Source organism: Pseudomonas gregormendelii (genome assembly GCF_017114825.1).
GTDB classification, from domain to species: domain Bacteria; phylum Pseudomonadota; class Gammaproteobacteria; order Pseudomonadales; family Pseudomonadaceae; genus Aquipseudomonas; species Aquipseudomonas gregormendelii.
In genome coordinates, this window is the sequence record NZ_JADEVO010000018.1 from 23880 (window position 1) to 49386 (window position 25507).

The window sequence follows — 25507 nt, forward strand, 5'->3', positions numbered from 1 at the left end:
CAGGCATTGCGCAGCGGGGAAACCGGCAAGGATGCCGGTTTAGCCGCGCTGGGCCAGGGATGGCCCATCGCGGCGCCCCGCGGAGCAATGCCGGAGTGAGAGCACACCGAGCCTAGGCGAGGTGCCGAGTGGTGGGGCAAAAGCGTTTGGTTACTTTGCGCTTTTCAAAGTAACCCGCCGTAAGGGCGGAACCATAAGCCGCCGTTACCCAGAAACGGATATACACACATTGCCCGGGCGGCGTTCCGACGCCCAAAGTGCCTCAAATCCCCCAGCCAACATCTCACTTCTCACCCCTGGCCTTTTTTCTGCATGCCAAACAACCGTCACGTCAAAACCGCATCATCCGGTCAAACCGACCTAAGGAAGAACCACCGTGAAAATCAACTGGGCCGAGAAACTGCGGCAGAACGTGCACCAACTGGCCGAATCCCTGGGTAACCTGTTCGTCGAAAGCTTCCACTACCTGGCACTGTTCGCCATTGGAGCAGTAACCGCCTGGGCGGCGGTGATGGAATTTTTGGGAATGCTGGACAAGGGACACATCAAGATCGATGACATCCTGCTGCTGTTCATCTACCTGGAATTGGGCGCCATGGTCGGGATCTACTTCAAGACCAACCACATGCCGGTACGCTTCCTGATCTACGTGGCCATCACCGCACTGACTCGCCTGCTGATTTCCAACGTGTCGCATCACAACCCACCGGATATCGGCATCATCTACCTGTGCGGCGGCATCCTGCTGCTGGCGTTCGCGATTCTGGTGGTGCGGTACGCCTCCTCGCAATTCCCTTCGGTGAAGATCGAGCACCCGCAGCGCAAGGTCGGCGCGGGTTCCAGCGAGCATCCCGAAGTGGAAAAGGGCGAGCTTTAAAGCCCGATCGCCGGACGCGGCAAGCCCTTGGCTGGTGGCGGTGGCAGCGTCCGGTTGTCGCCGTCAGTCATCGCTTCGAGAATGGCCACGGCACTGTGGCCCTGCTCTATGGCGATGCCGAACTGAATGCTTTGCACCAGGCGCTTGAGGCGCTTGGGATCATTGCGCTGTTCGGCACTGATCATCCGTTTGGCCACCACGCGACCACTGTTGGACAGCGTCAGCATGATGCTGCCGTCGAGCCCCTGAATGCTCAGGTTGATCTGGTAATCCGGCGCGAAGGCATCGGTAATGAGCTGAAAAGGATTGTCCATGATGCGTCACCGCCTGATTGAACGTGCAGTTGTTGACCGACCATGATCGGGTTGGTTCGCGTTACCGGACCATCGGCTGGCCGCTCGCGATCTCTCTCGGGGAACGTAGCAAGCGGCATGCCGGAAAGATTGTCGAACAAAAGCACAACCGTGTAGGAGCGAGCTTGCTCGCGAAGAACCCGAGAACGGCGCGGGCTGCAAGCTTTCCCCCGCGTTGACGATCATCCTTGATCGCCGCCCGGAGCAAGCGCGCACCTGCAGCCTCAGGCGATTTCCGCCCGATTCAGGGCAGGAATGAAAAGATGATCGCAGACAGTGCAATCAAGCCGATCAACACCACGAACACATTCGAAACCTGGCCCGAATACTGGCGTAATGCCGGTACGCGGCGGATGGCGTACATCGGCATCAGGAACAGCAGGCACGCGATGATGGGGCCGCCGAGTGTCTCGATCATGCCCAGGATGCTCGGATTGAACGTCGCCACTGCCCAGCAGCTGAGGATCATGAACACCGCCGTCGCGCGGTTCAGCCAGCTGGCGGACATGACCTTGCCACGGCCGCGCAGGCTCTTCACGATCAGGCCCTGGAAACCTTCGCTGGCGCCGATGTAATGGCCGAGGAAGGATTTGGTGATCGCCACCAAGGCAATCAATGGCGCCGCGTAAGCGATCACTGGCGTCTGGAAGTGATTGGCCAGGTAAGACAGGATCGAGATGTTCTGTGCCTTCGCCGCCGCCAGGTCAGCCGGGGACAGCGCCAGCACGCAGCTGAAGCAGAAGAACATCACCGTCACGACCATCATTGCGTGAGCAATGGCGAGAATGCCGCTGCTCTTGGCTTCGGCCTGTTCGCCGTAGCGCTGTTTCTGATCCACCGCGAAAGCCGAGATGATCGGCGAATGGTTGAACGAGAACACCATCACCGGGATTGCCAGCCACAGGGTCTTGAAGAACAGCGGCATCGGCATGCCTTCACTGGCGGTGGCGAAGAACGCGCCGTTCCAGTTCGGAATCAGGCTGATACCGAGCAGCAGCAATGCGGCGACGAAAGGGTAGACCAGCACGCTCATGCATTTGACGATCACGCCCTGGCCGCAGCGAACGATGGCCATCAGGCCTAGGATCAACCCTAGCGACAGGATGGCGCGCGGCGGCGGGGCGATGTGCAGCTGGTGTTCCATGAAGCTGCTCAGGGTGTTGGTCAGCGCGACGCTGTACACCAGCAGAATCGGGAAAATCGCGAAGAAGTACAGCAAGGTGATCAGCTTGCCGGCACCAATGCCGAAGTGTTCCTCCACCACTTCGGTGATGTCACCAGAGCGACCGGACAGCACGAAGCGGGTCAGGCCACGGTGTGCGAAGAAGGTCATCGGGAACGCCAGCACTGCGAGGATCAGCAGGGGCCAGAAACCACCGACGCCGGCGTTGATCGGCAGGAACAGGGTGCCAGCGCCGATCGCCGTGCCGTAGAGGCCGAGCATCCAGGTGGTGTCGTGTTTGCTCCAGCCTTTGCTGACTGTCGCGGTGTCGCGTGTTACTTCTACAGCAGGATTTTCGGCAGCAGGTGTACGTACATCGGTCATCGTATTGGCCTCGTTATTGTTCTTGCTCGGGCTCACGTGGTACGGGCGGTCAGGGAATGCTCCTCAGCACTCCACCCAGCTCACGGCCAGGCCGCCCCGTGAAGTCTCTTTGTATTTGTCGTGCATGTCGGCGCCGGTATCGCGCATGGTGCGGATGACCCGGTCGAGGGAAATGAAGTGCTTGCCATCACCGCGCAGCGCCATTTGCGTGGCATTGATCGCCTTGACGGCGGCGATCGCGTTGCGTTCGATGCAGGGCACCTGAACCAGTCCGCCCACCGGGTCGCAGGTCAGGCCAAGGTTGTGTTCCAGACCGATTTCGGCCGCGTTCTCCAGTTGCTCCGGCGTCGCGCCCAGCACGTCCGCCAAGCCGGCAGCCGCCATGGCGCAGGCAGATCCGACCTCTCCCTGACAGCCGACTTCGGCACCGGAGATGGACGCATTTTTCTTGCACAGAATGCCTACCGCGGCCGCGCCGAGAAAAAAGGCGACCACGTCGTCATCGGACGCGTCCGGATTGAATTTCATGTAGTAGTGCAGCACCGCCGGGATGATCCCCGCCGCGCCATTGGTCGGCGCCGTGACCATGCGCCCGCCGGCAGCGTTCTCTTCGTTGACGGCGAGGGCGAACAGGTTGACCCACTCCATGGCGGACAGCGTGGAAGTGATGACATTGGGCTTGCCGATTTCCAGCAGGGCACGGTGCAATTTCGCCGCCCGACGTGGCACGTTCAGGCCGCCCGGCAGGATGCCCTCGTGACGCAGGCCCTGCTCGACGCATTCGCGCATCACCGACCAGATATGCAGCAGGCCCTGGCGAATCTCGGCTTCGCTGCGCCAGGCCAGTTCGTTGGCCATCATCAGCTCGGAAACCCGCAGGCCGTTCTGGTTACACAGCTTGAGCAATTCGGCGGCGCTGGAGAAGTCGTAAGGCAATACGACGTCGCTGGACGGTGCGATGCCCGACTCGGCCTCGGCCGCCTCGATGATGAAACCGCCGCCTATCGAGTAATACGTCTGCTCGGCCAGTTCGCCGGTTTCGCCGAAGGCGGTCAGGGACATCGCGTTGGGGTGGTAAGGCAGGCTCTCGTCGAGCAGCAGCAGGTCGGTTTGCCAGTCGAAGGCTATGGTGGTTTTCCCGGCCAGCTTCAGCTCGCGGGTTTTCAACAGTGTGTTGATCCGGTCTTCGATGCAGTTCGGGTCGATGCTGTCTGGCCACTCGCCCATCAGCCCCATCACGCACGCGCGGTCGGTGGCATGGCCGACGCCGGTGGCCGACAGGGAGCCATAGAGGCGAATTTGCACACGACGAACGGCGTCGAGCAGATTCTGGTCCTGCAGGCTCTGGGCGAAGGTTGCCGCAGCGCGCATGGGACCGACGGTGTGGGAGCTGGACGGGCCGATGCCGACTTTGAAGAGATCAAATACACTGATAGCCATGCTAAAGCCTATACAAGCAATGGAAGAGAAATCGCTGCCATTTTTGTAGGACAAGCGCAATGTCGGCGATACTGCCCACCTCGGTCCTACAAGACCAACGAAATTTCCTACTCAAGCCTTTAGCAGGACTAAACGATGAGTCGTCAATTGCATGCTCAGACTTACGTCTGGTTGCACGTATTTTCCTGTGCCGCGCGGCACCTGTCGTTTACCCGATGTGCCGAAGAGCTGCATATCACGCCGGGTGCAGTCAGCCAGCAGATTCGGCAACTGGAAGAGCGCCTCGGATTCCGGCTGTTTCATCGACGTGCCCGGGGCGTTGAATTGAGCGCAGAAGGCCAGCGATTGGCCATTACCGTGAACGAAGCGTACGGCAGCATCGATGCGGAATTGCGACGACTGGACGCCGGAATGATCAGTGGCATCCTGCGGGTGCGCTCGATTCCATCGTTCCTCAGCAAATGGCTGACGCCTCGGCTGCCGCGTTTGCAGCAGCGCTTTCCGGATATTCAGCTGCGGCTGGTGGCCGAGGACAGCAGCGTGCCGTTGCACGAAGGCGACTTCGACCTGGCGATCGACCTTAACGACGGCAGCTACCCGGGGTTGTTATCCACAACTCTGCTGGACGAGCAGATTTTCCCGGTCTGTGCCCCGGGCCTGTTGCGCGGCCGCCCGCCGCTGCACGGCCCGGCGGACCTGCTGCACTTTCCGTTGCTGCACGACATCACCGCCTGGCGCGGCAGCTATGAATACGCGGAATGGGAGTTTTACCTCAACGCCATCGGCTTTGAAGGCGCAGACGTGCGGCGCGGGCATACCTTCAACCGCAACCACCTGACCATCGAAGCGGCGATTGCCGGCATGGGCGTGGCGATCGCGCGGCGTACCTTGCTCAATGACGAACTGGAACGCGGCACCTTGATCGTGCCGTTTGGTCTGGCGGTGCCCAACCATAAACGCTACGTGCTGCTCTATGCGCCTGGGGCGCTGAGTCACCCGGGCGTGCGGGCGGTACATGACTGGCTGGTGGAAGAGGCGGGGGTCTTTCGAAGCCTGCACCCGCTGGGCGAGCGGCAGATGTGAACAGCCTGGGGGGCTGGAGCCTGGCTACCCAACTCCCGACCTTAACAGTGCTTTTGGCGGTTGTCCGGCTTTTTTTGCGAATAGATATTTATCTTTTTTTAGGGGTTGAAATGTTCTTCCGCCAGCCTGATTGTATAAGTAAGAGGTCACGGTGATGACGCCCAAGGCCTCTCGCGAGCTAGCTGAAATAAGGGATGAACTATGCAAATCCAAGTCAACAGTGATAACCATATTCAAAGCAGCATCCGACTGGAGGAGTGGGTACGTACTACCATTGAGAGCACGCTCGAACGCTATGAAGAGGACCTGACCCGTGTCGAGGTTCATCTGCGGGACGAGAACGGCGACAAGCCCGGTCCCCACGATATGCGCTGCCAGCTGGAAGCGCGGCCAAAAGGCCATCAACCGATTTCCGTAACCCACAAAGCCGACACCCTGGAGCAAGCCATCGATGGTGCGGCGGAAAAACTCGAACATGCGCTCGAGCACCTGTTCGGCAAACTGCGGGGCAAACCACGCGCCGCGATCGTGCCGTTCGAAAGGGTTCAGGCTGATGCACTGCTCGAAGACGAGTTTCTCGAGAACGAACAGGCTGCGCAAAACGGCTGACGCCTGATGTGATCTTTTTCCAGCCAACGACAAACGGGCCTGCATATGCAGGCCCGTTTTTATTTGGGTGGGGCGCGGACATTTCTGAGAGTGAGCTTGCTTCGGGGGCGGTCCGGGCGTTAGCGATAAGGTGAGGGATCTGTTATCCCGTGTCGTTCTCAGGTTTTTCGCGAGCAAGCTCGCTCCTACAGAAGCACACAGCAGACTCAAGTCTCATCGAACTCTTTTGCGTATGAGAATATTTATCATTATTATTGGCGCCTGCTTAGCCGCGTGATGATCGCGCAGCTCCACTGTTTCAAGGCCGAAACATGAAAGTCAAAACCAGAGCGCTCCCCGTTTCCTATCGACTGGCGGTCACTTCGCGGGTGCTTGCCGCCGTGGTGGGTGGCTATGTGGTCGCCGCATTGGCCAGTGTCAGCGTGACCCTTTGGCTGCCGATGCCGCGCGCCGAAGCGGTGGTGACCGGGATGATGATCTCGTTTCTGGTGTACCTGTGCGCCGTGCTGTGGTGCTTTGCCTGCCGCAGTGCGTGGCAGGCCTGGTACGGCTTGATTGTTCCAGCCCTGGTGCTGGCGGCAGTTTCCGGTGTGGCTTACTGGATGGGGCGAGCATGAAGGAAGGCTTTCGTCAGGCCATGGCCTGGGTCCATACGTGGACCGGGTTGCTCTTCGGCTGGCTGCTGTTCGCGATTTTCCTGACCGGCACACTCGCTTACTTCAACGACGAGATCAGTCACTGGATGCAGCCGGAGATTCCGACGCGTTCGGTCTCGTCGCAACACAGCCTCGATCTTGCCCAGCACTACCTGCAGGAGCACGCACCGGGAGCTTCGCGCTGGCTGATCGACCTGCCGAGCGCTCGTCAACCGGCACTGACGGTGCGCTGGCAACAGTCGCCCGCCAAGCGCGGTGAGCGTGGCCAGTTCAGTGAAAAAAGCCTCGACCCCCAAACCGGCACAGAAGTGCAGGAGCGGGAGACCCGTGGCGGCGACTTCTTCTATCGCTTCCATTTCCAGCTGCAGATGCCCCATCCGTGGGGCCGCTGGTTGTCGACGATCGCGGCCATGGTGATGTTCGTCGGCGTGATCACCGGGATCATCACCCACAAGAAAATCTTCAAGGACTTCTTCACCTTCCGCCCGCGCAAGGGCCAGCGTTCGTGGCTGGATGGCCACAACGCCGTGGGTGTGCTGGTGCTGCCTTTTTACCTGATGATCAGCTATAGCAGCCTGGTGATTTTCATGGCGATGGTCATGCCGGCGAGCATTCTCGCTTCCTATAAAGGTGATGTGCGGGCGTTCTACGATGAGGTCTTTCCTGCCTCCAGCACGCCGGAGCTCGCCGGTGCCCCCGGTCAGTTGGCACCGATGGCGCCGCTGCTGGAGCGGGCGCGGGAGCAGTGGGCCGGAGGGCGTGTGGCGCGCTTGACGGTGAATAATCCGGGAGATGCCAATGCCTCGGTAGTGCTGGTGCGAGACGCTGCCGATCGGGTAGTGCACGATGTGAGCAGTGCCGTGACCTTCAATGGTGTGACCGGCCAACTGCTCAGTGCCACGCCTGAGCAACCGGCGGCGATGGCTGTCGCCGGGAGTTTCTACGGCTTGCATATGGGCCGTTTTGCCGGCCCGGTATTGCGTTGGCTGTACTTTATCTGCGGCCTGGCGAGCACGGCGGTGATTGGCACCGGGCTGGTGATCTGGCTAGGCAAGCGCCAACTCAAGCATGCAAAGAGTGGCGTGATGCCGTTCGAGTTGCGGCTGGTGGAAGTCCTGAACATTGCCAGCATGGCCGGGCTGACGGTCGCGGTGGCGGCGTTCTTCTGGGCCAACCGCCTGCTGCCAGTGCAAATGACTGGCCGAGCGGACTGGGAGATCAACAGCTTCTTTATCCTGTGGGGCTTGAGTGTGATTCATGCCGGGACCCGCCCCGGGCGCACCGCCTGGGTTGAGCAACTGATTCTGGCTGCGCTGCTGTTCTGCGGCATTCCACTGCTCAATGCGCTGACCACCTCGCATCACCTCGTAGCGTCCCTGACCCAAGGTGATTGGGCGATGGCCGGATTTGACCTGGCGTGCCTGGGTAGCGGCCTGTTCCTGGCCTGGGCCGCATGGAAAATGCGCCGCAGCGGCCGGGTTGCAACCACTACCCGCCAGCGTGTACCTGCCGTCACCCTCAAGCGAGAGGCGAACTGAATGCTGCTGGCCCTGTTGCTCTGCTACAGCGGTTTTACCGCGTTGTGTCTGTCGATGGACCGGCATCACGCCGAACTGCTCGGTCACAAGCCCACGGCGGGTCGCCGCAAGCTCCTGAAGCTGGCCGGTTGGTCGCTGCTGGCTGTTTCGCCATGGGTGCTGGTGAGCCGGATCGGTTGGGGCCTGGGCCTGGTCGAATGGTTTGCAGTACTGATGCTCAGCGCCTTGTTGCTGGTGCTTTTGTTGCCGTACCGCCCCCGCCTGGTGCTGGCGCTCGCAGGCCTGAGTCTGCTCGCCAGCCCTGTTGCCGTACTCGCGCAGTCATGACTCGATGATCGGCCTCCCGCCCGAATCCAGTGAAGACGAACAACGAGGCGGGGGACGCGCGCATTTCCTGCAAGTGTTCCTGTCCCAGCGCTCGCAAATGGAGGCATTGGTAAGCCGGCGGGTGGGCTGTCGGGCGACGGCCGCCGATCTGGTGCAGGACTTGTTCCTGCGTTTCTGGCAGCGGCCATTGGTGCAGGTCGAGGAACTGAGTACCTACCTGCTGCGTTGTGCCGGCAACATTGCCATCGACCATTTGCGCAGCGAAGGCGCGCGGGTGCGCAGCAACGAGGGTTGGTTGCCGGAACAGCCGGACAGCCATGGCAGCGAGCCCGAGGCGGCGCTGGAAGCCGGCAATGATTTGCGCCACGTCGAGGCAGCGTTGCGCGCATTGCCCGAGCGCACGCGGCAGATTTTTCTGCTCAATCGCCTCCATGGGCGCAAATATGCGCAGATCGCCAAGGCCATGGGCCTGTCCCAGAGTGCCGTGGAAAAACATATGATGCGCGCACTCGACGTCTGCAAGGCAAGCTTGCGGGACACCGAATTGCGCACGCCAGGGAAAGCACCGTGAACCACGCTGAACGTATCATTCCCACGCCGGCTCAGGAGCAGGCCGCCTACGCCTGGCTGAGCCTGTTGCATGACCATCCCAGCAGTGGCGACCAAGTGACCTTCAGTCACTGGCTGCAAGCCGATCCCGCCCACGCGGAGGCCTATGCCCAGGCCCAGGTGGTGTGGGAACTGAGCGAAGCACCGGCACGCACCCTGGCCGCCGAAGATGCGCTTGCCTTGAAGGGTTACCTCGATGCGATGAGTCGTTCCGGCCAGTACCCTGTGCGGCGCTGGGCCGGTGGCTTGGCAGTGGCGGCTTGTCTTTTGTTGATGGTCGGCATGGGCGTCGGGTGGCAGCCGATGCGCTGGCTGGATGACCTGGGGGCGGACTATGTGTCGGCTCCGGGGGAGATCCGCACGGTGACGCTGGCTGATCAGTCCCAGGTGACGCTCGATGCAGACAGCGCCATCGCGGTGGATTTCACTGGTGGTGAACGGCACGTGCATTTGCGTCGCGGCGCCGGTTTTTTCAGTGTCGTTCATACCGGCGAGCCTTTTGTCGTCGACGCCGAACAAGGCCAGGCGCGGGTATTGGGCACGCAGTTCGAGGTACGCCTGCAACCCGTTGGCGCTCAGGTGACGGTGCTGTCGGGGCGCGTCGGTGTCACGGCGCACAGGCAGGCTGCGCAGCAGATTGTCGGCGCGGGCCAGCAGCTGACTTACGGCGCCGGCGCAGCGCAGACACTCCATGGTGTGGACAGTGAAGCGCAACTGGCCTGGCGCCAGGGCTGGCTCAATTACTACAGGGCGCCACTGGCGGATGTGGTGAAAGACCTTGGACGCTATTACCCGGGGCGGATCCTGTTACTGAACGATGAACTGGCGGCACGCCGGGTCAGCGGCAGCTTCCCAAGCAAGGATCCGCAGGCGGTGTTGAGTTCATTGCAGGGGGTGTTGGGGTTTGAGCAGACCCAGGTGTTCGGGCATCTGATTATTTTGCGGTAGAGCAAGATCAAAAGATCGTCCGAAGGCTCGGGCCGCGTTCGGACGATCTTTTGATCTTCTAGAAATATTTCAAAAATCAAGGTGAGGTAAAACCCCGCGCCATCCGTGTAGTGACTGAAACTGCGAGTCATTCGCATCCGTTGCGGTTCTACACAGGTCATGAGCAATGAAGTCCAGGGCAAAATTGGTTTCGGTCAAACATTGGTTGGGTGCATCTGCACTGGGCTTGACGGCGTCGGCCTTGCTGCCGTCGGGCGTTGCCCTGGGCGCTGACGCCGGGGCAACCCAGCAACATTCCCAGTTCACTTTCGCCCTGCCCGCCAAACCGTTGCCCCAGGCCCTGGCCGACTTCAGCCGGATCACCGGCCTGAGCGTGGTCTACACCGACGAAGCGCCCTACGGTATCAGCGCCCCGGCGGTCAGCGGGCAGATGAGTGCCGAGCAGGCATTGCAGCGTTTGCTGGGCGGCTCGGGCTTCACCTTCCGTCGAACGGATGCTCATACCCTCGCGCTGGAGCCGCTGCCCACCCAGGGCGCTGTGAACCTCGGCGCGACGACCATCACCTCGGTGCTGGATCAATCCACCAGCTATCAGCCGCCGCCCACCAGTTCGGTGATGCGCTCGCAGGCGTTGCTCCAGGAAATCCCGCAGACCGTCAACGTGATCCCGGCCCAGGTCATCCGCGATCAGGCACCGCGCAATCTGGATGATGCACTCGCCAACGTCAGCGGCATCACCCAAGGCAACACGCTGGGTAGCACCCAGGACTCGGTGATGACCCGCGGCTTCGGCGATAACCGCAATGGCTCGATCATGCGCGATGGCATGCCGGTGATACAGGGCAGGGGCCTCAACGCCACGGTGGACCGGGTCGAAGTGCTCAAGGGCCCGTCTTCGCTGCTGTACGGGATTCAAGACCCCGGCGGTGTCGTCAACATGGTCAGCAAGAAGCCCGAGCTTGAGCAATACAACGCCCTGAACCTGCGCGGCTCGACCTACGGCAACGGCAAGAACGGCAGCGGCGGCGGCCTCGACAGCACCGGTGCCCTGGGTGATTCCGGGTTCGCGTACCGCATGGTGCTGGACCACGATGACGAGGATTACTGGCGCAATTACGGAGTGCAGCGCGAGACCCTGGTAGCGCCGTCGCTGGCATGGTTCGGTGACAACACCACGTTGTTGTTCGCCTATGAACACCGGGAATTTCTCACCCCGTTCGACCGCGGCACGGTGATCGATCCCCGGGACAATCATCCGCTGGACATCTCCCGCGGGCGTCGCCTGGACGAGCCGTTCAACGACATGGAAGGCCGGTCGGATCTCTATCATTTCGAGGCCGATCACCAGCTCAATGACAACTGGAGCGCGCACTTGGGCTACAGCTGGAACCGCGAGACCTACGACGCCAGCCAGGTCCGCGTCACGGCCATCAATACCACTAACGGCACGCTGACCCGCAGCATGGACGGCACGCACAACGCGATCAGCACCGATCGCTTCGCCACGGCCAGCGTGGAGGGGCGCGTCGATGTGGCAGGCATGCAGCATGACCTGGTGTTCGGGATCGACGACGAGTACCGCAAGATCTACCGCGCCGACCTGATCCGCCAGAAAAGCCTGGGCACCTTCAGCTACATTAATCCGGTATACGGCCGCGAAGTGGAAGGCACCACCGTCAGCCCGGCGGACAGCGCACAGACCGACCTGCTGCGCAGCGATTCGATGTTCCTGCAGGACTCGATTCACTTGAACGAGCAGTGGATTCTGGTCGGTGGCGCGCGATTCCAGGCGTACGACCAGTACGCCGGCAAAGGCGTGCCGTTCCAGGCCAACACCGACAGCAACGGCCAGAAATGGGTGCCCCGCGCCGGCCTGGTGTACCGCTACACCGATGCCCTGTCGTTTTATGGCAGCTACACCGAATCGTTCAAGCCCAACTCGACCATTGCGCCGCTGAGCGGCAGCAGCACGGTGCTCGATGGCAGCATCGCCCCCGAAGAGGCCAAGTCATGGGAGGTCGGCGCCAAGCTGGATCTGCCAGGGCGCGTCACCGGCAACATCGCGTTGTTCGACATCAAGAAGCGCAATGTGCTGGTCGCCAATTCCGAAGGGCCGGTGACCCTCTACAGCGCTGCTGGCGAAGTACGATCCCGTGGCCTGGAAATGGATCTGAGCGGCCAGCTCAGTGACCGCTGGAGCATGATTGGCAGTTACGCGTACACCGACGCCGAGGTCACTGAAGACCCGACCTACAAGGGTAAGAAACTGCAGAATGTGGCGAAGAACAGCGGTTCGCTGTCGGCGGTGTATGACTTCGGCAATATAGTCGGAGGTGACCAGTTGCGGGTGGGCGCCGGCGCACGTTACGTCGGCGAGAGGGCGGGCAACGCGGTGAATGATTTTGACCTGCCCAGCTACACGGTGGCGGATGCGTTTGCTACCTATGACACCAAGGTCGAGGGGCAGACGGTCAAGTTCCAGCTCAACGTGAAGAACCTGTTTGATCGCACGTACTACACCTCGGCGGCGAGCCGGTTCTTCGTTTCGATGGGGGATTCGCGGCAGGTGACGCTGTCGAGTACGCTGGAGTTCTGACGAAGGCGGCAGCACAGGCGCCAACCCCCCAAGCCTGGCGTAAAAAAGCCTGCCGATAATCCCCAGGTGTTCCCCCCAACGCCTGGCGAAACCGGTTGGTGAAATGACTGGCACTGGAAAACCCGCACGCCAGTGCAATCTCCCCCAGGGGCTGTGCGCTTGTGCGCAACAGGTCCTGCGCCCGACGCAAGCGCCGCGCCAGCACATACTGGTGCGGCGGCAAGCCAAAGCTCTGGCGAAACATCCGCGCAAAGTGATACTCCGACAACGCGCACAATCCGGCCAGTTGCCCCAGGCTGATGGGCTCGGCCAGCTGACTGTCGATGAATTCGACCAGTTGCCGCCGCTGATGCGCCGCCAGTCCGCCCTTGAGCCGCAATCCTTCGCGCTTGCCCACCTGGCCAAGCAATACGTGACTGAGCATCTCGTGGGCCAGGCTGTTGGTGAGCAGGCGTTCGCCAGGCTCGTCCCAGTTGAGCGCGATCAACTGGCGAAAGCGCCGGACCTGGATCGGGTCGTCGAGAAAGGTGTGCTCGCGCAGGAGCAATTCGCGAGGTTCGCGGTCGAGCAGGGTGACGCAACCGAGGGCAAACTGCTCAGGGCTGAAATACACATGAGCCAGGCGGATATCGCCATTGATCACCCAGGCCGAGGGATGTTCGGCAGGCAGGATGCACAGCTTGTCCGGGCCGCCCATGATGCCGGGCTGATCACGGCGAAAGGTGCCGGTACCGCCGCCGATGTAGCAGGACAAGGTGTGGTGACTGGGCGCTTCGTAATCCTGAGCGTCGTGATGATTGTTCCACAGGGCTGCCGCCATGCCGTCACCGAGTTCGGCGCTGTGCTCAAGGCGAGCATGGGCCGAACGGTTAAGGGCTTGAAAGACTTGCAGGGATTCCAGTGCGGGCATTATCGATTCTCCAACGCCTTGCATCCTACTCCGTAGCACGTGACCTGCCAGCCCGTGGCCGGACAAAAGCGCAAGTTTATGCAAGTGCGCCGAAACCCGACGCAGGACACTGAGCTCCTATTCAGGAGTTTTGACCATGAACCTTTCGTTGTATTTGCTGACCGTGCTGATCTGGGGCACCACCTGGATTGCCTTGAAATGGCAGTTGGGCGTGGTCGCTATCCCGGTGTCGATCGTCTATCGCTTCGGCCTCGCCGCGCTGGTGCTGTTCGTGATGTTGCTGCTCACCCGACGCCTGCAGGTGATGAATCGCCGCGGCCATCTGATTTGCCTGGCGCAGGGTCTGTGCCTGTTCTGCGTCAACTTCATGTGTTTCCTCACCGCCAGCCAGTGGATCCCCAGCGGTCTGGTGGCGGTGGTGTTTTCCACGGCCACCTTGTGGAACGCCTTGAATGCCCGGGTGTTCTTCGGTCAGAAAATCGCTCGTAACGTCTTGATGGGGGGTGCTTTGGGCCTGATGGGGCTCGGTTTACTGTTCTGGCCAGAGCTTGCGGGCCACACCGCCTCCCCGGAAACCCTGCTGGGCCTGGGGTTGGCGCTATGCGGCACGCTGTGTTTTTCTGCCGGCAACATGTTGTCGAGCCTGCAGCAGAAAGCTGGCCTCAAGCCGCTGACGACCAATGCCTGGGGCATGGCTTATGGCGCAGCAATGTTGTCGGCCTGGTGCCTGGTCAGGGGCATCCCGTTCGACATGGAGTGGAATGGCCGTTACATCGGCTCATTGCTCTATCTGGTGATTCCAGGTTCGGTGATTGGCTTCACCGCCTACCTGACATTGGTCGGCCGCATGGGGCCGGAACGAGCCGCTTACTGCACCGTATTGTTCCCGGTGGTTGCACTGAATGTTTCGGCATTTGCCGAAGGTTATCAGTGGACCGCTCCGGCACTCGTCGGGCTGGTTTTGGTCATGCTGGGCAACGTGCTGGTGTTCCGTAAGCCTCGCGCGACGACCAGACCCATGGCCGGCAAATTGGCATAAGCAGCAGGGCCTTCACGAGTCTTTCACTGCTGTCAGATACATGGCACGCCGGTGAAGGCGTGCCAGGTCACAATCAGCCTTTCCAGGTCTGCGGATTGACCAGGTCTTGTGGGCGTTCGCCCTGCAGGGCGCTGCGCAGGTTAATAATGGCGCGATTGGCCATCGCTTCACGGGTTTCATGGGTGGCCGAGCCGATATGCGGCAGGGTGACGGCGTTCTTCAACTGGAACAACGGCGACTCGCTCAGCGGCTCTTTCTCGTAGACGTCCAGGCCCGCGCCACGAATGCGGTTGTTCTGCAGCGCTTCAATCAGTGCCGGTTCATCCACCACGGGCCCGCGCGAGATGTTCACCAGGATTGCGCCCGGCTTCATCAGTCCCAGTTCACGATGGCTGATCAGGTGTTTGGTCTTCTCGCTGAGCGGCACCACCAGGCAGACGAAATCGGCTTCGGCCAGCAACTGGTCGAGGCTGCGAAATTGCGCGCCGAGTTCCTGTTCCAGGTCGCTCTTGCGGCTGTTGCCGCTGTAGATAATTGGCATGTTGAAGCCCAGGCGGCCGCGCCGAGCGATCGCGGCGCCGATATTGCCCATGCCGACGATGCCCAGGGTCTTGCCATGCACATCGCTGCCGAACAGCGCCGCGCCGACGCTGGCCTGCCATTGGCCGGCCTTGGTCCAGGCATCCAGTTCAGCTACCCGGCGGGCGCTGCTCATGATCAGGGCGAACGCCAGGTCCGCCGTGCTCTCGGTCAGGACGTCAGGGGTATTGGTGAGCATGATGCCGCGCTCGTTGAAATACGCCACATCGTAGTTGTCGTAGCCCACCGAGACGCTGGACACCACCTGCAGCTTGGCTGCGGTCTCCAGCTGCGCACGCCCGAGCTTGCGTCCGACACCAATCAAGCCATGGGCGTGGGGCAGGGCCTCATTGAATTGGGCGTTGATATCGCCGTTTTTCGGGTTGGGCACGATGACGTCGAAATCCTGCTTCAGGTCTTCGATCATCTGTGGCGTGATGCGGCTAAAGGCGAGTACGGTCTTTTTCATGGGTGGAGGGCTCGTCGGGCGGTGAGAATGCCAAGCACGCTAACATTCTTTTCCGGTACCGGGCGAGCCTGGGCAGTCAATTCGCCAGCCGGACACCGGCCAGGCTGCCGCTCAATTCATAAGCCGCCAATTCCGCCTGATGCGCCGCCAATATTTCCGGCAACGACCCACGCAGGTACTCGACCCAGGTCTTGATCTTCGCGTCCAGATATTGCCGCGAAGGATAGATCGCATACAGGTTCAGTTCCTGTGAGCGGTAATTGGGCATTACCCGCACCAGCGTGCCGTTGCGCAGGCCTTCAATGGCCGCGTAAACCGGCAGAACGCCCACGCCCATGCCGCTGGTGATTGCCGTTTTCATGGCGTCCGCTGAATTCACCAGGAACGGCGAGGTATTGATGGTGACCATTTCCTGGCCCTCCGGGCCATCGAACGTCCATTTCTCAAGCGGTATCACCGGGCTCACCAGGCGCAGGCAGGCGTGGTTCAGCAGGTCGCTGGGTTTGTGCGCACAGCCATTGGCTTTCACATAGGCCGGCGAGGCGCAGACGATGCTGTAGGTGATGCCCAGGCGTTGCGAGACGAAGCCGGAGTCTGGCAATTCGCTGGCCAGCACGATGGACACGTCGTAGCCCTCGTCGAGCAGGTCTGGCACGCGGTTGGCCAGGGTCAGGTCGAAGGTCACGTCGGGGTGGGTTTTGCGGTAGCGGGCGATGGCGTCGATCACGAAGTGCTGACCGATACCGGTCATGGTGTGCACCTTGAGCTGGCCGGCAGGGCGGGCGTGCGCGTCGCTGGCTTCGGCCTCGGCTGCTTCGACGTAGGCAAGGATCTGTTTGCAGCGCAGCAGGTAGCGCTTACCGGCCTCGGTGAGCGCGATGCGGCGGGTGGTGCGGTTGAGCAGTCGGGTTTGCAGGTGGGCCTCCAGGTTGGAGACCGCGCGCGAGACGTTGGCCGTCGTGGTGTCGAGTTGCACGGCGGCGGCGGTGAAGCTGCCAGCCTCGGCCACGTAACTGAAGGCGCGCATGTTTTGCAAAGTGTCCATGGGGTGCTCTCTGGGCGAATGACAAATTGTGACACAACGTTTCAGAGTCCGAGACCCCGACCAAGGGATTATCGCGTTAACGGTAACAAAGATTCACAAGAATCCCAGCTTATCGCCAACAAAACCCGCCTCTAGAATTGCGCCCACCCTGGTTGCAGCTGCCGCAGGCTGCGATCTTTTGATCTTAAGATTCAAGATCAAAAGATCGCAGCCTGCGGCAGCTCCTACGGGGATCTCCCTTATTTCAGGAATATCCGCAGTGCCGCGTCGCATCAGCAGAGCGCTTCAGACGTTCAGTGTTTTCGCCCTTTCCCTGGTCATCAGCGGCTGCATCGGCACCGCAGGCATCGCCCCGCAGGGCGAGGCACTGCAGGCCAATGCCCTGGCCACCGACGAAGCTATCCAACACGCTGCAAAGGACGCCAACTGGCCTGTCGCTCAATGGTGGCAGGCCTACCGCGACCCTCAGTTGAATCACTGGATCGACCTGGCCCTGCAGGGCAGCCCGACCCTGGCCATCGCAGCCGCACGGGTACGTCAGGCCAGGGCCATGGCGGGTATCGCCGAATCCGCCGAGTCACTGCAGATCAACGCCGAGTCGACCCTCAAGCGCCACAACTGGCCTTCCGATCAGTTTTACGGGCCGGGCGAACTGGCCGATACCACGACCTGGGACAACAACGCCGCGCTGGGCTTCAGCTACGCCCTCGACCTCTGGGGCCGCGAGCGCAATGCCAGCGAGCGCGCCGTGGACCTGGCGCACATGAGCGCCGCCGAGGCCAGGCAGGCTCAGCTCGAATTGCAGAACAACGTCGTGCGCGCCTATATCGAATTGTCGCTGCATTACGCCCAGCGCGACATCGTGGCCGCGACGCTGCAGCAGCAACAGCAGATTCTTGAACTGGCGCAAAAGCGCCTGGACGCCGGCATCGGTACGCACTTTGAAGTCAGCCAGGCCGAAACCCCGCTGCCCGAAACCCATCGCCAACTCGACGCGCTGGACGAGGAGATCGCCCTCAGCCGCAATCAGCTGGCGGCATTGGCAGGTTTTGGGCCTGGTAACGGGGCGCAATTGCAGCGGCCGACCTTGTCCTTGGGGGCGGCGTTGAAGCTGCCATCGGCGCTGCCGGCGCAGTTGCTTGGGCAACGGCCGGACGTGGTTGCCAGTCGCTGGCAAGTGGCGGCGCAGGCGCGGGGCATCGATGTCGCGCATGCGGGTTTCTACCCCAACGTCGACCTGGTCGGCAGCCTCGGTTACATGGCCACTGGCGGTGCGGCACTGGAGTTCCTGACCGGCAAGAAACTCAACTACAGCGTCGGTCCGGCGCTCTCGTTGCCGATCTTCGACGGCGGTCGGTTGCGGGCGCAGTTGGGTGAAGCATCGGCCGGCTATGACATCGCCGTGGCCCGCTACAACCAGACCCTGGTCAACGCCCTGAAGAACATCTCGGACCAGTTGATCCGCCGCGAGTCCATGGACAAGCAGCAGACGTTCGCCGCCGAGTCCGTGGCCGCCGCGCAGAAGACCTACGACATCGCCATGATCGCCTACCAGCGCGGTCTCACCGATTACCTCAATGTGCTCAATGCCCAGACGTTGCTGTTCAAACAGCAGCAAGTGCAGCAGCAGGTCCAGGCCGCGCGACTGAGTGCCCACGCAGAGCTGGTGACAGCACTGGGCGGCGGGTTAGGGGCGGGCGCGGATGTGCCGCAAGACAGCCAGACCCAGGCGCCGAAAACCCCGGCCCTGCTCAGGAGCCTCTCCCATTGATCACCACACCTGCGGCAGACCCTGTGGGAATGAGCCTGCTCGCGATGAGGGCGCATCAGTCAATGAGTGTGTTGCCTGACAAAGCGCCATCGCGAGCAGGCTCGCGCCCACAGGTTCCAAGTCGCCTGCAGGGCTTGCGTCCGACAAAATTTCATTGAGCAGGACACCATGACACCCTTGCCCGCACCGCTGCGCTGGCTGTACTCCCTCGAATGGCGCCGGGGCTTTTTTGACTGGGCGCGCAGCGATGGCGTGACCTGGGTCTACATCTTTAAAGTGCTGTTCGCCGCCTTCCTGACCCTGTGGCTGGCGATGCGCCTGGAACTGCCGCAGCCGCGCACGGCGATGATTACCGTGTTTATCGTCATGCAACCGCAGAGTGGTCAGGTGTTCGCCAAGAGCTTCTATCGCTTCCTCGGTACGCTGACGGGTTCGGCGGTGATGGTCGCACTGATTGCCCTGTTCGGGCAGAACACCGAACTGTTCCTGGGTTCGCTGGCGATCTGGGTCGGCATCTGTTCGGCGGGGGCGGCGCGTTACCGCAATTTTCGCGCGTACGGGTTTGTGCTGGCCGGCTACACCGCCGCGATGGTCGGCCTGCCGGCGCTGGCCCATCCGGACGGCGCCTTCATGGCGGCCGTCTGGCGGGTGCTGGAAATCTCCCTGGGGATTCTCTGCGCCACCCTGGTCAGCGCCGCGATCTTGCCGCAAACCGCCAGTGCGGCAATGCGCAATGCCTTGTATCAACGTTTTGGCGTGTTTGCCCTGTTCGTCACCGATGGCTTGCGCGGCCGCAGCCAGCGGGACGCGTTTGAAGCCAGCAACGTGCGGTTTATTGCTGAAGCGGTCGGCCTGGAAGGCCTGCGCAGTGTCACCGTATTCGAGGACCCGCACATGCGCCGGCGCAATGGCCGCCTCAATCGCCTGAACAGCGAGTTCATGGGCATCACCACCCGATTTAATGCCCTGCATCAGTTGCTGGAACGGCTGCGCAGCAGTGGCACCGATCACGTGGTGGCGGCCATCACCCCGGGCCTGCAGGACCTGGCCGAACTGCTCGACAACTTCAGCGGTCGCGCCCTGACCAGCCCCGATGCCGCACGCCTGGCGTTGGCTTTGGCGACCTACAAGGAGCATTTGCCAGCCCGGGTGCGCAGCTTGCGGGCAACATTCCAGGAGAGTGAACCGAGCGATTCCGAGCAGCTGGATTTTCATACCGCGTACGAGTTGCTGTATCGCTTCGTCGACGACCTGCACGGGTACGCCCAGACACACGCCTCGCTGGCCGAGCACCGCCATGCGCGGGAGCAGTGGGACGAGCCGTTCACCCCGCAGACCAACTGGCTGGCGGCGGCCGCATCAGGCATTCGCGCGGCGTTTGTGCTGGTGGTGCTGGGCAGTTACTGGGTGGCCACGGCCTGGCCGAGCGGGGCGACCATGACCCTGATTGCCGCCGCGACCATTGGCCTGTCCGCTGCCACTGCGAACCCCAAGCGCATGGCGTTTCAAATGGCCTGCGGGACCCTCCTCGGCGCGCTGATCGGTTTCATCGAGATGTTTTTCATCTTCCCCTGGATCGACGGTTTCCCGTTGCTGTGCGTGATGCTCGCGCCAGTAATCGTGCTGGGCTCGTTCCTGTCGTCGCGGCCGCAATATGCCGGTGTGGGCCTGGGCCTGCTGATCTTCTTCAGCACTGGATCTGTCCCCGATAACCTCACGGTCTACAACCCCTACACTTTCATCAACGACTACATCGCCATGGTGTTGGGCATGCTGGTGTGCGCGGCCGCCGGGGCGATCATTTTACCGCCCAACAGCCGCTGGCTGTGGCGCCGGCTGGAGCAGGACCTGCGCGGCCAGGTGGTGTTCGCCATCAGCGGCAAGCTCAAGGGCCTGGCCTCCAGTTTCGAAAGCCGCACCCGCGACCTGCTGCACCAGGCCTACGGGCTCGCGGCGGGTCAGCCTCAGGTGCAACGAGACTTGTTGCGCTGGATGTTCGTGGTGCTGGAAGTCGGCCACGCGATCATCGAGTTGCGCAAGGAGCAGGCGATCCTGCCGGTGCATCCGGCCTATGCCGAGTCCCAGCCGTGGCGCCAGGCGATTCGCGTGATGGGTCGCTCCCTGGTGCGCCTGTTCCTGCAGCCGAGCCAGAGCAATCTGGAGCGCGGCCTGATCGCCGTCGACCACGCCATCAGTCGCGTACAGGCCACCGACGAACCTTTCGCGCCGCACTTTGATACCTCGGCGCTACGTCGGGTCAAGAGCTACCTGCACTTCATCCGCACCTCGCTGCTGGACCCGCAATCGCCATTGGCCGCGTATGCCGCCACCCGGCCCCAAGGACTTGATCATGCCTCGTGAAATTGCCTTCCACGGCGTGTACATGCCGACCATGACGCTGATGTTCTTCCTCACCGTCGCGTTGGCCTGGGCCCTGGACCGGTTCCTGTCCGGGTTCGACCTCTACCGTTTTTTCTGGCACCCGGCGTTGCTGCGCCTGAGCCTGTTTACCTGTCTGTTTGGCGCCTTGGCGCTGACTGTCTACCACTGACTCTCTGCCTTAGAGAATGCCTTGATGAAAAAGCTTTTCAGCCTGCTCGCCACGTTGCTGGTGCTGGCGCTTGCAATATGGATCGGCCGGACCCTGTGGGTGCATTACATGGACACACCCTGGACGCGCGATGGCCGGGTGCGCGCGGACATCATCAACGTTGCCGCCGATGTCACCGGGGAAGTGGTGGATGTGCCGGTGCGCGACAACCAGTTGGTTCGCAAAGGCGATCTGTTGATGCAGATCGATCCCGAGCACTACCGCATCGCGGTCAAACAGGCCCAGGCGCTGGTGGCCTCACGCAAGTCGACCTGGGAAATGCGCAAGGTCAACGCCCATCGTCGCGCCGACATGGACGCGCTGGTGATCTCCAAAGAGAACCGCGACGACGCCAGCAACATCGCCGACTCGGCCCTGGCTGATTACCAGCACGCCCAGGCGCAACTGGAAGCGGCGCAACTGAATCTCAAGCGCACCGAAGTACGTGCTGCAGTCGACGGTTATGTCACCAATCTCAACGTGCATCGTGGCGACTATGCGCGCATCGGCGAAGCAAAAATGGCCGTGGTGGATATGAACTCGTTCTGGGTCTACGGCTTCTTCGAAGAAACCAAGCTGCCCCACGTAAGGGTGGGCGACAAGGCGGACATGCAGTTGATGAGCGGCGAAGTGCTCAAGGGACATGTCGAGAGTATTTCCCGCGGCATCTACGATCGGGACAACCCGCAGAGCCGCGAGCTGATCGCCGATGTGAACCCGACCTTCAACTGGGTACGTCTGGCCCAGCGGGTGCCGGTACGGATTCACATCGACGAGGTACCGGAGGGGGTGCTGTTGGCGGCGGGGATTACCTGTACGGTGATCGTCAACAACGGACTCTGAAACGCTACGTATTGCCGGTAGAAACCTGATCATTGTGGGAGTTCGGTCGTTTATGAAATCAGGCCGGGCAAAAGGTCTCATGCAAATGCCGCCAAACCACCTGCCCTGATTCCAGCTTTTCAAACACCACAGTCGAACGCCGATCCGTCTGCAGCCCTGTCGCATCGTTCTGCAGCTCGCGATAGCTCAGGGTCGCCCCGCGCTCATGCAGGTCAATCCCGTGCATCTCGCAAAGCTCAATGCGCAGCCCGATTCGGGCCCCGCCGGCCTTGCGGAACAACTCGCCCAACTGCTCGAAATCCATGAACCTGCCAGCCGGCGTGATCATCGAAAACTGCGGCGAAAAACGCATCAGCAGGTTTTCCACTACGGCAGGAGGCTGAGGGCCGGCAAACCATTGTTCGATCTGGCGATGAGCTTCAATGACTTCATCAAAATACTCGCGGTAATCATTCATGCAGTTGTTTCCTTGAGGGTAGAGGGACGAGCCAGCGCTTGCACCTGCGCGGCATTAAATCTCAGCACGGCAATCAGGGGCAGCGATGTCAGGACGGCGGCGACCAGGAAACAGTGCTCAAAAGCCCGAAGTGAATCTGCACCCAGGGCACCCAGCAACGCGCTCAACACCGCCGTGCCGAGGCAAAAGCTCAGCTGACGATTGATGTTCCACAAAGCGCTGGCATGGTTCATACGCTGTGGATGCACTTCGAGAAATGCCAGGGTCTGCGCGCTGCTGCTGCAAAAACTGCCGCCCAGGCCCATCAGGGCGTAGGCGGCGATCGGCAGCCAGACTTGCGATTGATCAATCAGCACCAGCGACGCGATGCCCAGGCTTTGCATGAGCATGCCGGCGATCAGCAACGGCCTTGGGCCAAAGCGATTGAACCCGCGTTTGCCCAGGACTATCGCCACCGCCGAGCCCAAGGCCCAGGGCAACATCAGGGCGCCGATTCGTGTGGTGGCGAAGCCAAGCAGGTGCAGGTACAGCACCGCGATCAGGCTGGTGCCGATGAATACGCCGGGCACGAACAGGTACACCCCCATGGCCAGTCGCAGCGACGGGCTCTTGAGCAACTGCAAATCCAGCAGGGGGCCGCGCTGCTGTTTGCCGTCGGGTACGCCATCTGCCTGTAGCCACAGCGCCGCCAGCAGCAGGGTCAACAGCGTCAGCGGCAGGTTGAGAAGGAACACCCAGCGCCAGGACAACGTCTCGACGATCCACCCGCCCGCTGCTGGGGACAGCGCCGGCACCAGCAGGGCTACGGACAATACCCAGGCGGTCAGGCGACTGCGCAAAGGCAAGGGGCAGTGCCGGAAGGCAATGGCCTGGCCGACAGGAATCAGCAAGCCACCGCCCAGGCCCTGGAGCAGGCGCCAGCCGATCAGTGCTTCTATCGAATCCGCCCCAGCCACCAGTGACGAGGCGAGGCCGAACAACGCCAGCGAACCGAGAATCAGCCGTCGCTCGCCGACCTTTGCGGCGAGCCACACACTCAACGGAATAATCAGTGTCAGGCCCAGCATGTAGGCGTTGCTGATCCACGCCAGTTCGCTGACAGACGCCTGCAGCTCCCGGGCGATGTCGGGGTAGGCGATACTGGCGCTGAACATGTTCAGCAGGTCGAGTGCAAAGCCCAACAAATACACCAATGCAACTTTCGAGCGATAAGCCATGGCGACTTCCCTGTAGTGAGACGTGCAGGGTAAGGCGGCTAAAGCCCTAGGGAAACGCGGTTTTGACTGCTAGTTTGTCAAAATTATTTTGACAAGAAGCACTGACAAGCATGGTTAGCCTGGACCGTTTTGATACCTTCAAGGCGGTGGTCGAAGCCGGATCATTGACCGCCGCAGCGAATCTGCTGGGGCAGACCCGTGCAGTGGTCAGCTTCAATCTCAAGCGTCTGGAGGCCGAGCTTGGGGTCACGCTGCTGACCCGCAGCACGCGCAAGCTCGCCCTGACCGACGCCGGAGAGCGTTTTTACCAACGCTGCGTGCGCACCCTGGATGAGGCGCGCATGGCGGTCGAGGATGCGCGCTCCGAGCACACGCAGCTGCGCGGCACCTTGCGACTTACCACCACGGTGGAGTTTGCACTGGCGCAAGTGGTGCCAGCGTTGAAGGTGTTTCGCGCGCAGCATCCACAGTTGAACGTGCACCTGTCGACGTCCTCGACCCACGCCGACCTGATCTCCGAGCGCTTCGACCTGGCGATCCGGCTGGGGCGCATGCACGACTCCAATCTGCGCGCGGTGCAGTTGTCCACCTTCGAGATTTTTGCGGTGGCTTCACCGGCCCTGATCGACGCCTTCGACCCAGCATTGACCCTGGCCGCGCTGGCGCATTGGCCGGCGCTGGGGCATGGGCGGGTAGGGGAGCTGGCGGTGAAGGACCCTGAGGGAGTCGAGCACCTGTATCAGCCAGCGCCGGGGAAGACGACGATCGTCGCCGACAACTCGATCACCCTGCGGGCGTTGGCGATGAGCGGGCAGGGCGTGGCGATTTTGCCGCAGTGGCTGGTTGAGGAGGATTTGCAGGCGGGACGATTAGTGCGCTTGCTGGCGGATCATGCCTTCAGCCAGCAGGGGGTGTATGCGCTGTATCCGGATACGCGGCATCTGCCGCTGAAGGTGCGGGCGTTTATTGATTTCATGAAGGAGTGGCGGTGAGGTCGCGGATCGTGAAGGGTGCCGAACTGTAGGAGCTGCCGAAGGCTGCGATCTTTTGCTCTTCGGCGACTGTTGTGCCGCCAAGGCAAGATCAAAAGATCGCAGCCTTCGGCAGCTCCTACGGTACGAGGCAGGTCGATTCGGTATCAGATACGGTGCGAGGCAGGTCGACTCGGTATCAGAGCTGCCCACGCAACCCGAACCGCTTCATCAACCCCGACTCCAGCAATCCCTTGGGCAACAACCCCGCCAGCAACGGCAACGCCCGGCTGCCATTGCCCAACCGCAGCAGTCGCGGTGGTTTGTTTTGTTGCACAGCCTTGAGCAACCCCGCCGCAAATTCAGTGGCCGAAGTCGGGTTGTCTTGCGAGGCCTTGGCCCGCGCACGAATGCCTTCACGCAGCGGCCACCACGGTGATTGCTCTGTGATCAATTGTTCGGCTTCATGGCCGGCATTCTTCGCGAAGCTGGACTCGATGGCGCCCGGCTGAACTTCCATGACGCGGATACCAAACGGCGCCAGTTCCATGCGCAGCGCATCGCTCAAGGCATGTACCGCGGCCTTCGACGCACAGTAGGCGCCGGCGAATGGTGTCACCAGCACCCCGGATACGCTGCCGATATTCACCACCAGGCCTTTGGTGCGACGCAGCACCGGAAACATTGCGCGGGTGACACCGACAATCGCGAACACATTGGTTTCGAACTGGCGCTGCATCGCCGCCACACCGCCATCGAGCAGCGGCCCCATGGCGCCATACCCGGCGTTGTTGATCAGCACATCGAGGCCGCCGCGCTCCTGGTTGATCCGTGCACTCAATACCTCCAGCGCCGCAGCGTCGTTGACGTCCAGCTGCACGGCGGTAAAGCCGGCAGCGCTCAACGCGGCCACGTCTTCGGGTTTGCGGGCACTGGCCCAGACTTCGTAACCGGCCGCCTTGAAGGCGTCGGCCAGGGCGCGGCCAATGCCGCTGGAACAACCGGTAATCAACGCAATCGGCATGGCGCAGTCC

At 61.7% G+C, this 25507-nt stretch carries 23 protein-coding genes and 1 pseudogene; 15 read left to right on the top strand and 9 right to left on the bottom strand.

All coding sequences use genetic code 11. From position 1 onward, the window contains the following. Positions 1 to 376 precede the first annotated feature (376 nt). Positions 377 to 877: a phosphate-starvation-inducible protein PsiE gene (locus tag IMW75_RS14210; RefSeq protein WP_045061403.1), complete on the top strand. Its 501-nt coding sequence runs from the start codon at positions 377 to 379 to the stop codon at positions 875 to 877. Here the strand turns inward: IMW75_RS14210 and IMW75_RS14215 are convergent. The 3 genes from IMW75_RS14215 to IMW75_RS14225 form a co-directional block, all read right to left on the bottom strand. Continuing rightward, the gene (locus IMW75_RS14215) at positions 874 to 1191 is read right to left on the bottom strand and encodes a DUF3509 domain-containing protein (RefSeq protein ID WP_045061402.1); all 318 of its coding nucleotides are present in this window, start codon (positions 1189 to 1191) and stop codon (positions 874 to 876) included. The two genes, IMW75_RS14210 and IMW75_RS14215, sit on opposite strands and share 4 nt — an antisense overlap. A 283-nt stretch (positions 1192 to 1474) precedes the next feature. Continuing rightward, on the bottom strand, positions 1475 to 2776 hold the full coding sequence (locus IMW75_RS14220) for a serine/threonine transporter (protein WP_205892974.1): 1302 nt from the start codon (positions 2774 to 2776) through the stop codon (positions 1475 to 1477). Positions 2777 to 2839: 63 nt separating this feature from the next. Further along, entirely contained in the window at positions 2840 to 4216 is a 1377-nt protein-coding gene (locus IMW75_RS14225; RefSeq protein WP_205892975.1) for an L-serine ammonia-lyase, read from the bottom strand. Positions 4217 to 4351: 135 nt separating this feature from the next. Between IMW75_RS14225 and IMW75_RS14230 the strand changes: the two genes are divergently transcribed. From IMW75_RS14230 to IMW75_RS14265, 8 genes are all read left to right on the top strand, one after another. Further along, the gene (locus tag IMW75_RS14230) at positions 4352 to 5299 is read left to right on the top strand and encodes a LysR substrate-binding domain-containing protein (RefSeq protein ID WP_045061400.1); all 948 of its coding nucleotides are present in this window, start codon (positions 4352 to 4354) and stop codon (positions 5297 to 5299) included. Between the two features lie 201 nt (positions 5300 to 5500). Further along, on the top strand, positions 5501 to 5908 hold the full coding sequence (locus IMW75_RS14235; protein WP_045061399.1) for an HPF/RaiA family ribosome-associated protein: 408 nt from the start codon (positions 5501 to 5503) through the stop codon (positions 5906 to 5908). Between the two features lie 311 nt (positions 5909 to 6219). Then, the gene (locus tag IMW75_RS14240) at positions 6220 to 6525 is read left to right on the top strand and encodes a DUF3649 domain-containing protein (protein ID WP_205892976.1); all 306 of its coding nucleotides are present in this window, start codon (positions 6220 to 6222) and stop codon (positions 6523 to 6525) included. Beyond that, positions 6522 to 8102 carry a PepSY-associated TM helix domain-containing protein gene (locus IMW75_RS14245; protein ID WP_205892977.1) on the top strand — a complete coding sequence of 527 codons (1581 nt, stop codon included), beginning with the start codon at positions 6522 to 6524 and terminating at the stop codon, positions 8100 to 8102. The genes IMW75_RS14240 and IMW75_RS14245 overlap by 4 nt, the downstream gene beginning before the upstream one ends. Next, a complete protein-coding gene (locus IMW75_RS14250; protein ID WP_205892978.1) occupies positions 8103 to 8429 on the top strand; it encodes a DUF3325 domain-containing protein in 327 nt (108 codons plus the stop codon). A 4-nt stretch (positions 8430 to 8433) separates the two neighbouring features. Continuing rightward, positions 8434 to 9000, top strand: coding sequence for an RNA polymerase sigma factor (locus IMW75_RS14255; protein WP_205892979.1), 567 nt, complete (start codon positions 8434 to 8436; stop codon positions 8998 to 9000). Continuing rightward, positions 8997 to 9986 (top strand): FecR domain-containing protein, encoded by a 990-nt coding sequence (locus tag IMW75_RS14260; protein WP_205892980.1) that lies wholly within the window; start codon positions 8997 to 8999, stop codon positions 9984 to 9986. Before IMW75_RS14255 ends, IMW75_RS14260 begins: the two co-directional genes overlap by 4 nt. Before the next feature lie 166 nt (positions 9987 to 10152). Beyond that, positions 10153 to 12582 carry a TonB-dependent siderophore receptor gene (locus IMW75_RS14265; RefSeq protein WP_205892981.1) on the top strand — a complete coding sequence of 810 codons (2430 nt, stop codon included), beginning with the start codon at positions 10153 to 10155 and terminating at the stop codon, positions 12580 to 12582. 37 nt (positions 12583 to 12619) lie between these two features. Here the strand turns inward: IMW75_RS14265 and IMW75_RS14270 are convergent. Further along, positions 12620 to 13492 (bottom strand): annotated as a pseudogene (locus IMW75_RS14270) (helix-turn-helix domain-containing protein); the annotation flags it as partial. Between the two features lie 136 nt (positions 13493 to 13628). Between IMW75_RS14270 and IMW75_RS14275 the strand changes: the two are divergent. Further along, positions 13629 to 14531: a DMT family transporter gene (locus tag IMW75_RS14275; protein WP_045061391.1), complete on the top strand. Its 903-nt coding sequence runs from the start codon at positions 13629 to 13631 to the stop codon at positions 14529 to 14531. Positions 14532 to 14604: 73 nt separating this feature from the next. Here IMW75_RS14275 and IMW75_RS14280 read toward each other — a convergent pair whose 3' ends face one another. After that, positions 14605 to 15579 (bottom strand): 2-hydroxyacid dehydrogenase, encoded by a 975-nt coding sequence (locus tag IMW75_RS14280; protein ID WP_045061390.1) that lies wholly within the window; start codon positions 15577 to 15579, stop codon positions 14605 to 14607. A 76-nt stretch (positions 15580 to 15655) separates the two neighbouring features. Further along, positions 15656 to 16624, bottom strand: coding sequence for a LysR family transcriptional regulator (locus tag IMW75_RS14285; RefSeq protein ID WP_045061389.1), 969 nt, complete (start codon positions 16622 to 16624; stop codon positions 15656 to 15658). Positions 16625 to 16883: 259 nt separating this feature from the next. Here IMW75_RS14285 and IMW75_RS14290 point away from each other — a divergent pair, with 259 nt between their 5' ends. From IMW75_RS14290 to IMW75_RS14305, 4 genes are all read left to right on the top strand, one after another. Next, positions 16884 to 18395 carry an efflux transporter outer membrane subunit gene (locus tag IMW75_RS14290; protein WP_205892983.1) on the top strand — a complete coding sequence of 504 codons (1512 nt, stop codon included), beginning with the start codon at positions 16884 to 16886 and terminating at the stop codon, positions 18393 to 18395. A 168-nt stretch (positions 18396 to 18563) separates the two neighbouring features. Continuing rightward, a complete protein-coding gene (locus tag IMW75_RS14295) occupies positions 18564 to 20756 on the top strand; it encodes an FUSC family protein (protein WP_045061387.1) in 2193 nt (730 codons plus the stop codon). Continuing rightward, positions 20746 to 20946, top strand: coding sequence for a DUF1656 domain-containing protein (locus IMW75_RS14300; protein WP_205892984.1), 201 nt, complete (start codon positions 20746 to 20748; stop codon positions 20944 to 20946). The genes IMW75_RS14295 and IMW75_RS14300 overlap by 11 nt, the downstream gene beginning before the upstream one ends. A 24-nt stretch (positions 20947 to 20970) precedes the next feature. Next, positions 20971 to 21828 (top strand): efflux RND transporter periplasmic adaptor subunit, encoded by an 858-nt coding sequence (locus tag IMW75_RS14305; RefSeq protein ID WP_045061385.1) that lies wholly within the window; start codon positions 20971 to 20973, stop codon positions 21826 to 21828. A 58-nt stretch (positions 21829 to 21886) separates the two neighbouring features. On the opposite strand, the gene IMW75_RS14310 is transcribed toward IMW75_RS14305, so the two are convergent. Further along, on the bottom strand, positions 21887 to 22285 hold the full coding sequence (locus IMW75_RS14310; RefSeq protein WP_205892985.1) for a DUF4440 domain-containing protein: 399 nt from the start codon (positions 22283 to 22285) through the stop codon (positions 21887 to 21889). Continuing rightward, positions 22282 to 23502 (bottom strand): MFS transporter, encoded by a 1221-nt coding sequence (locus IMW75_RS14315; protein ID WP_205892986.1) that lies wholly within the window; start codon positions 23500 to 23502, stop codon positions 22282 to 22284. The genes IMW75_RS14310 and IMW75_RS14315 overlap by 4 nt, the downstream gene beginning before the upstream one ends. 110 nt (positions 23503 to 23612) lie before the next feature. Here IMW75_RS14315 and IMW75_RS14320 point away from each other — a divergent pair, with 110 nt between their 5' ends. Further along, positions 23613 to 24494 carry a LysR family transcriptional regulator gene (locus IMW75_RS14320; protein WP_205892987.1) on the top strand — a complete coding sequence of 294 codons (882 nt, stop codon included), beginning with the start codon at positions 23613 to 23615 and terminating at the stop codon, positions 24492 to 24494. A 178-nt stretch (positions 24495 to 24672) separates the two neighbouring features. On the opposite strand, the gene IMW75_RS14325 is transcribed toward IMW75_RS14320, so the two are convergent. After that, the gene (locus IMW75_RS14325) at positions 24673 to 25497 is read right to left on the bottom strand and encodes an SDR family oxidoreductase (protein WP_205892988.1); all 825 of its coding nucleotides are present in this window, start codon (positions 25495 to 25497) and stop codon (positions 24673 to 24675) included. Between the last annotated feature and the right edge of the window lie 10 nt (positions 25498 to 25507).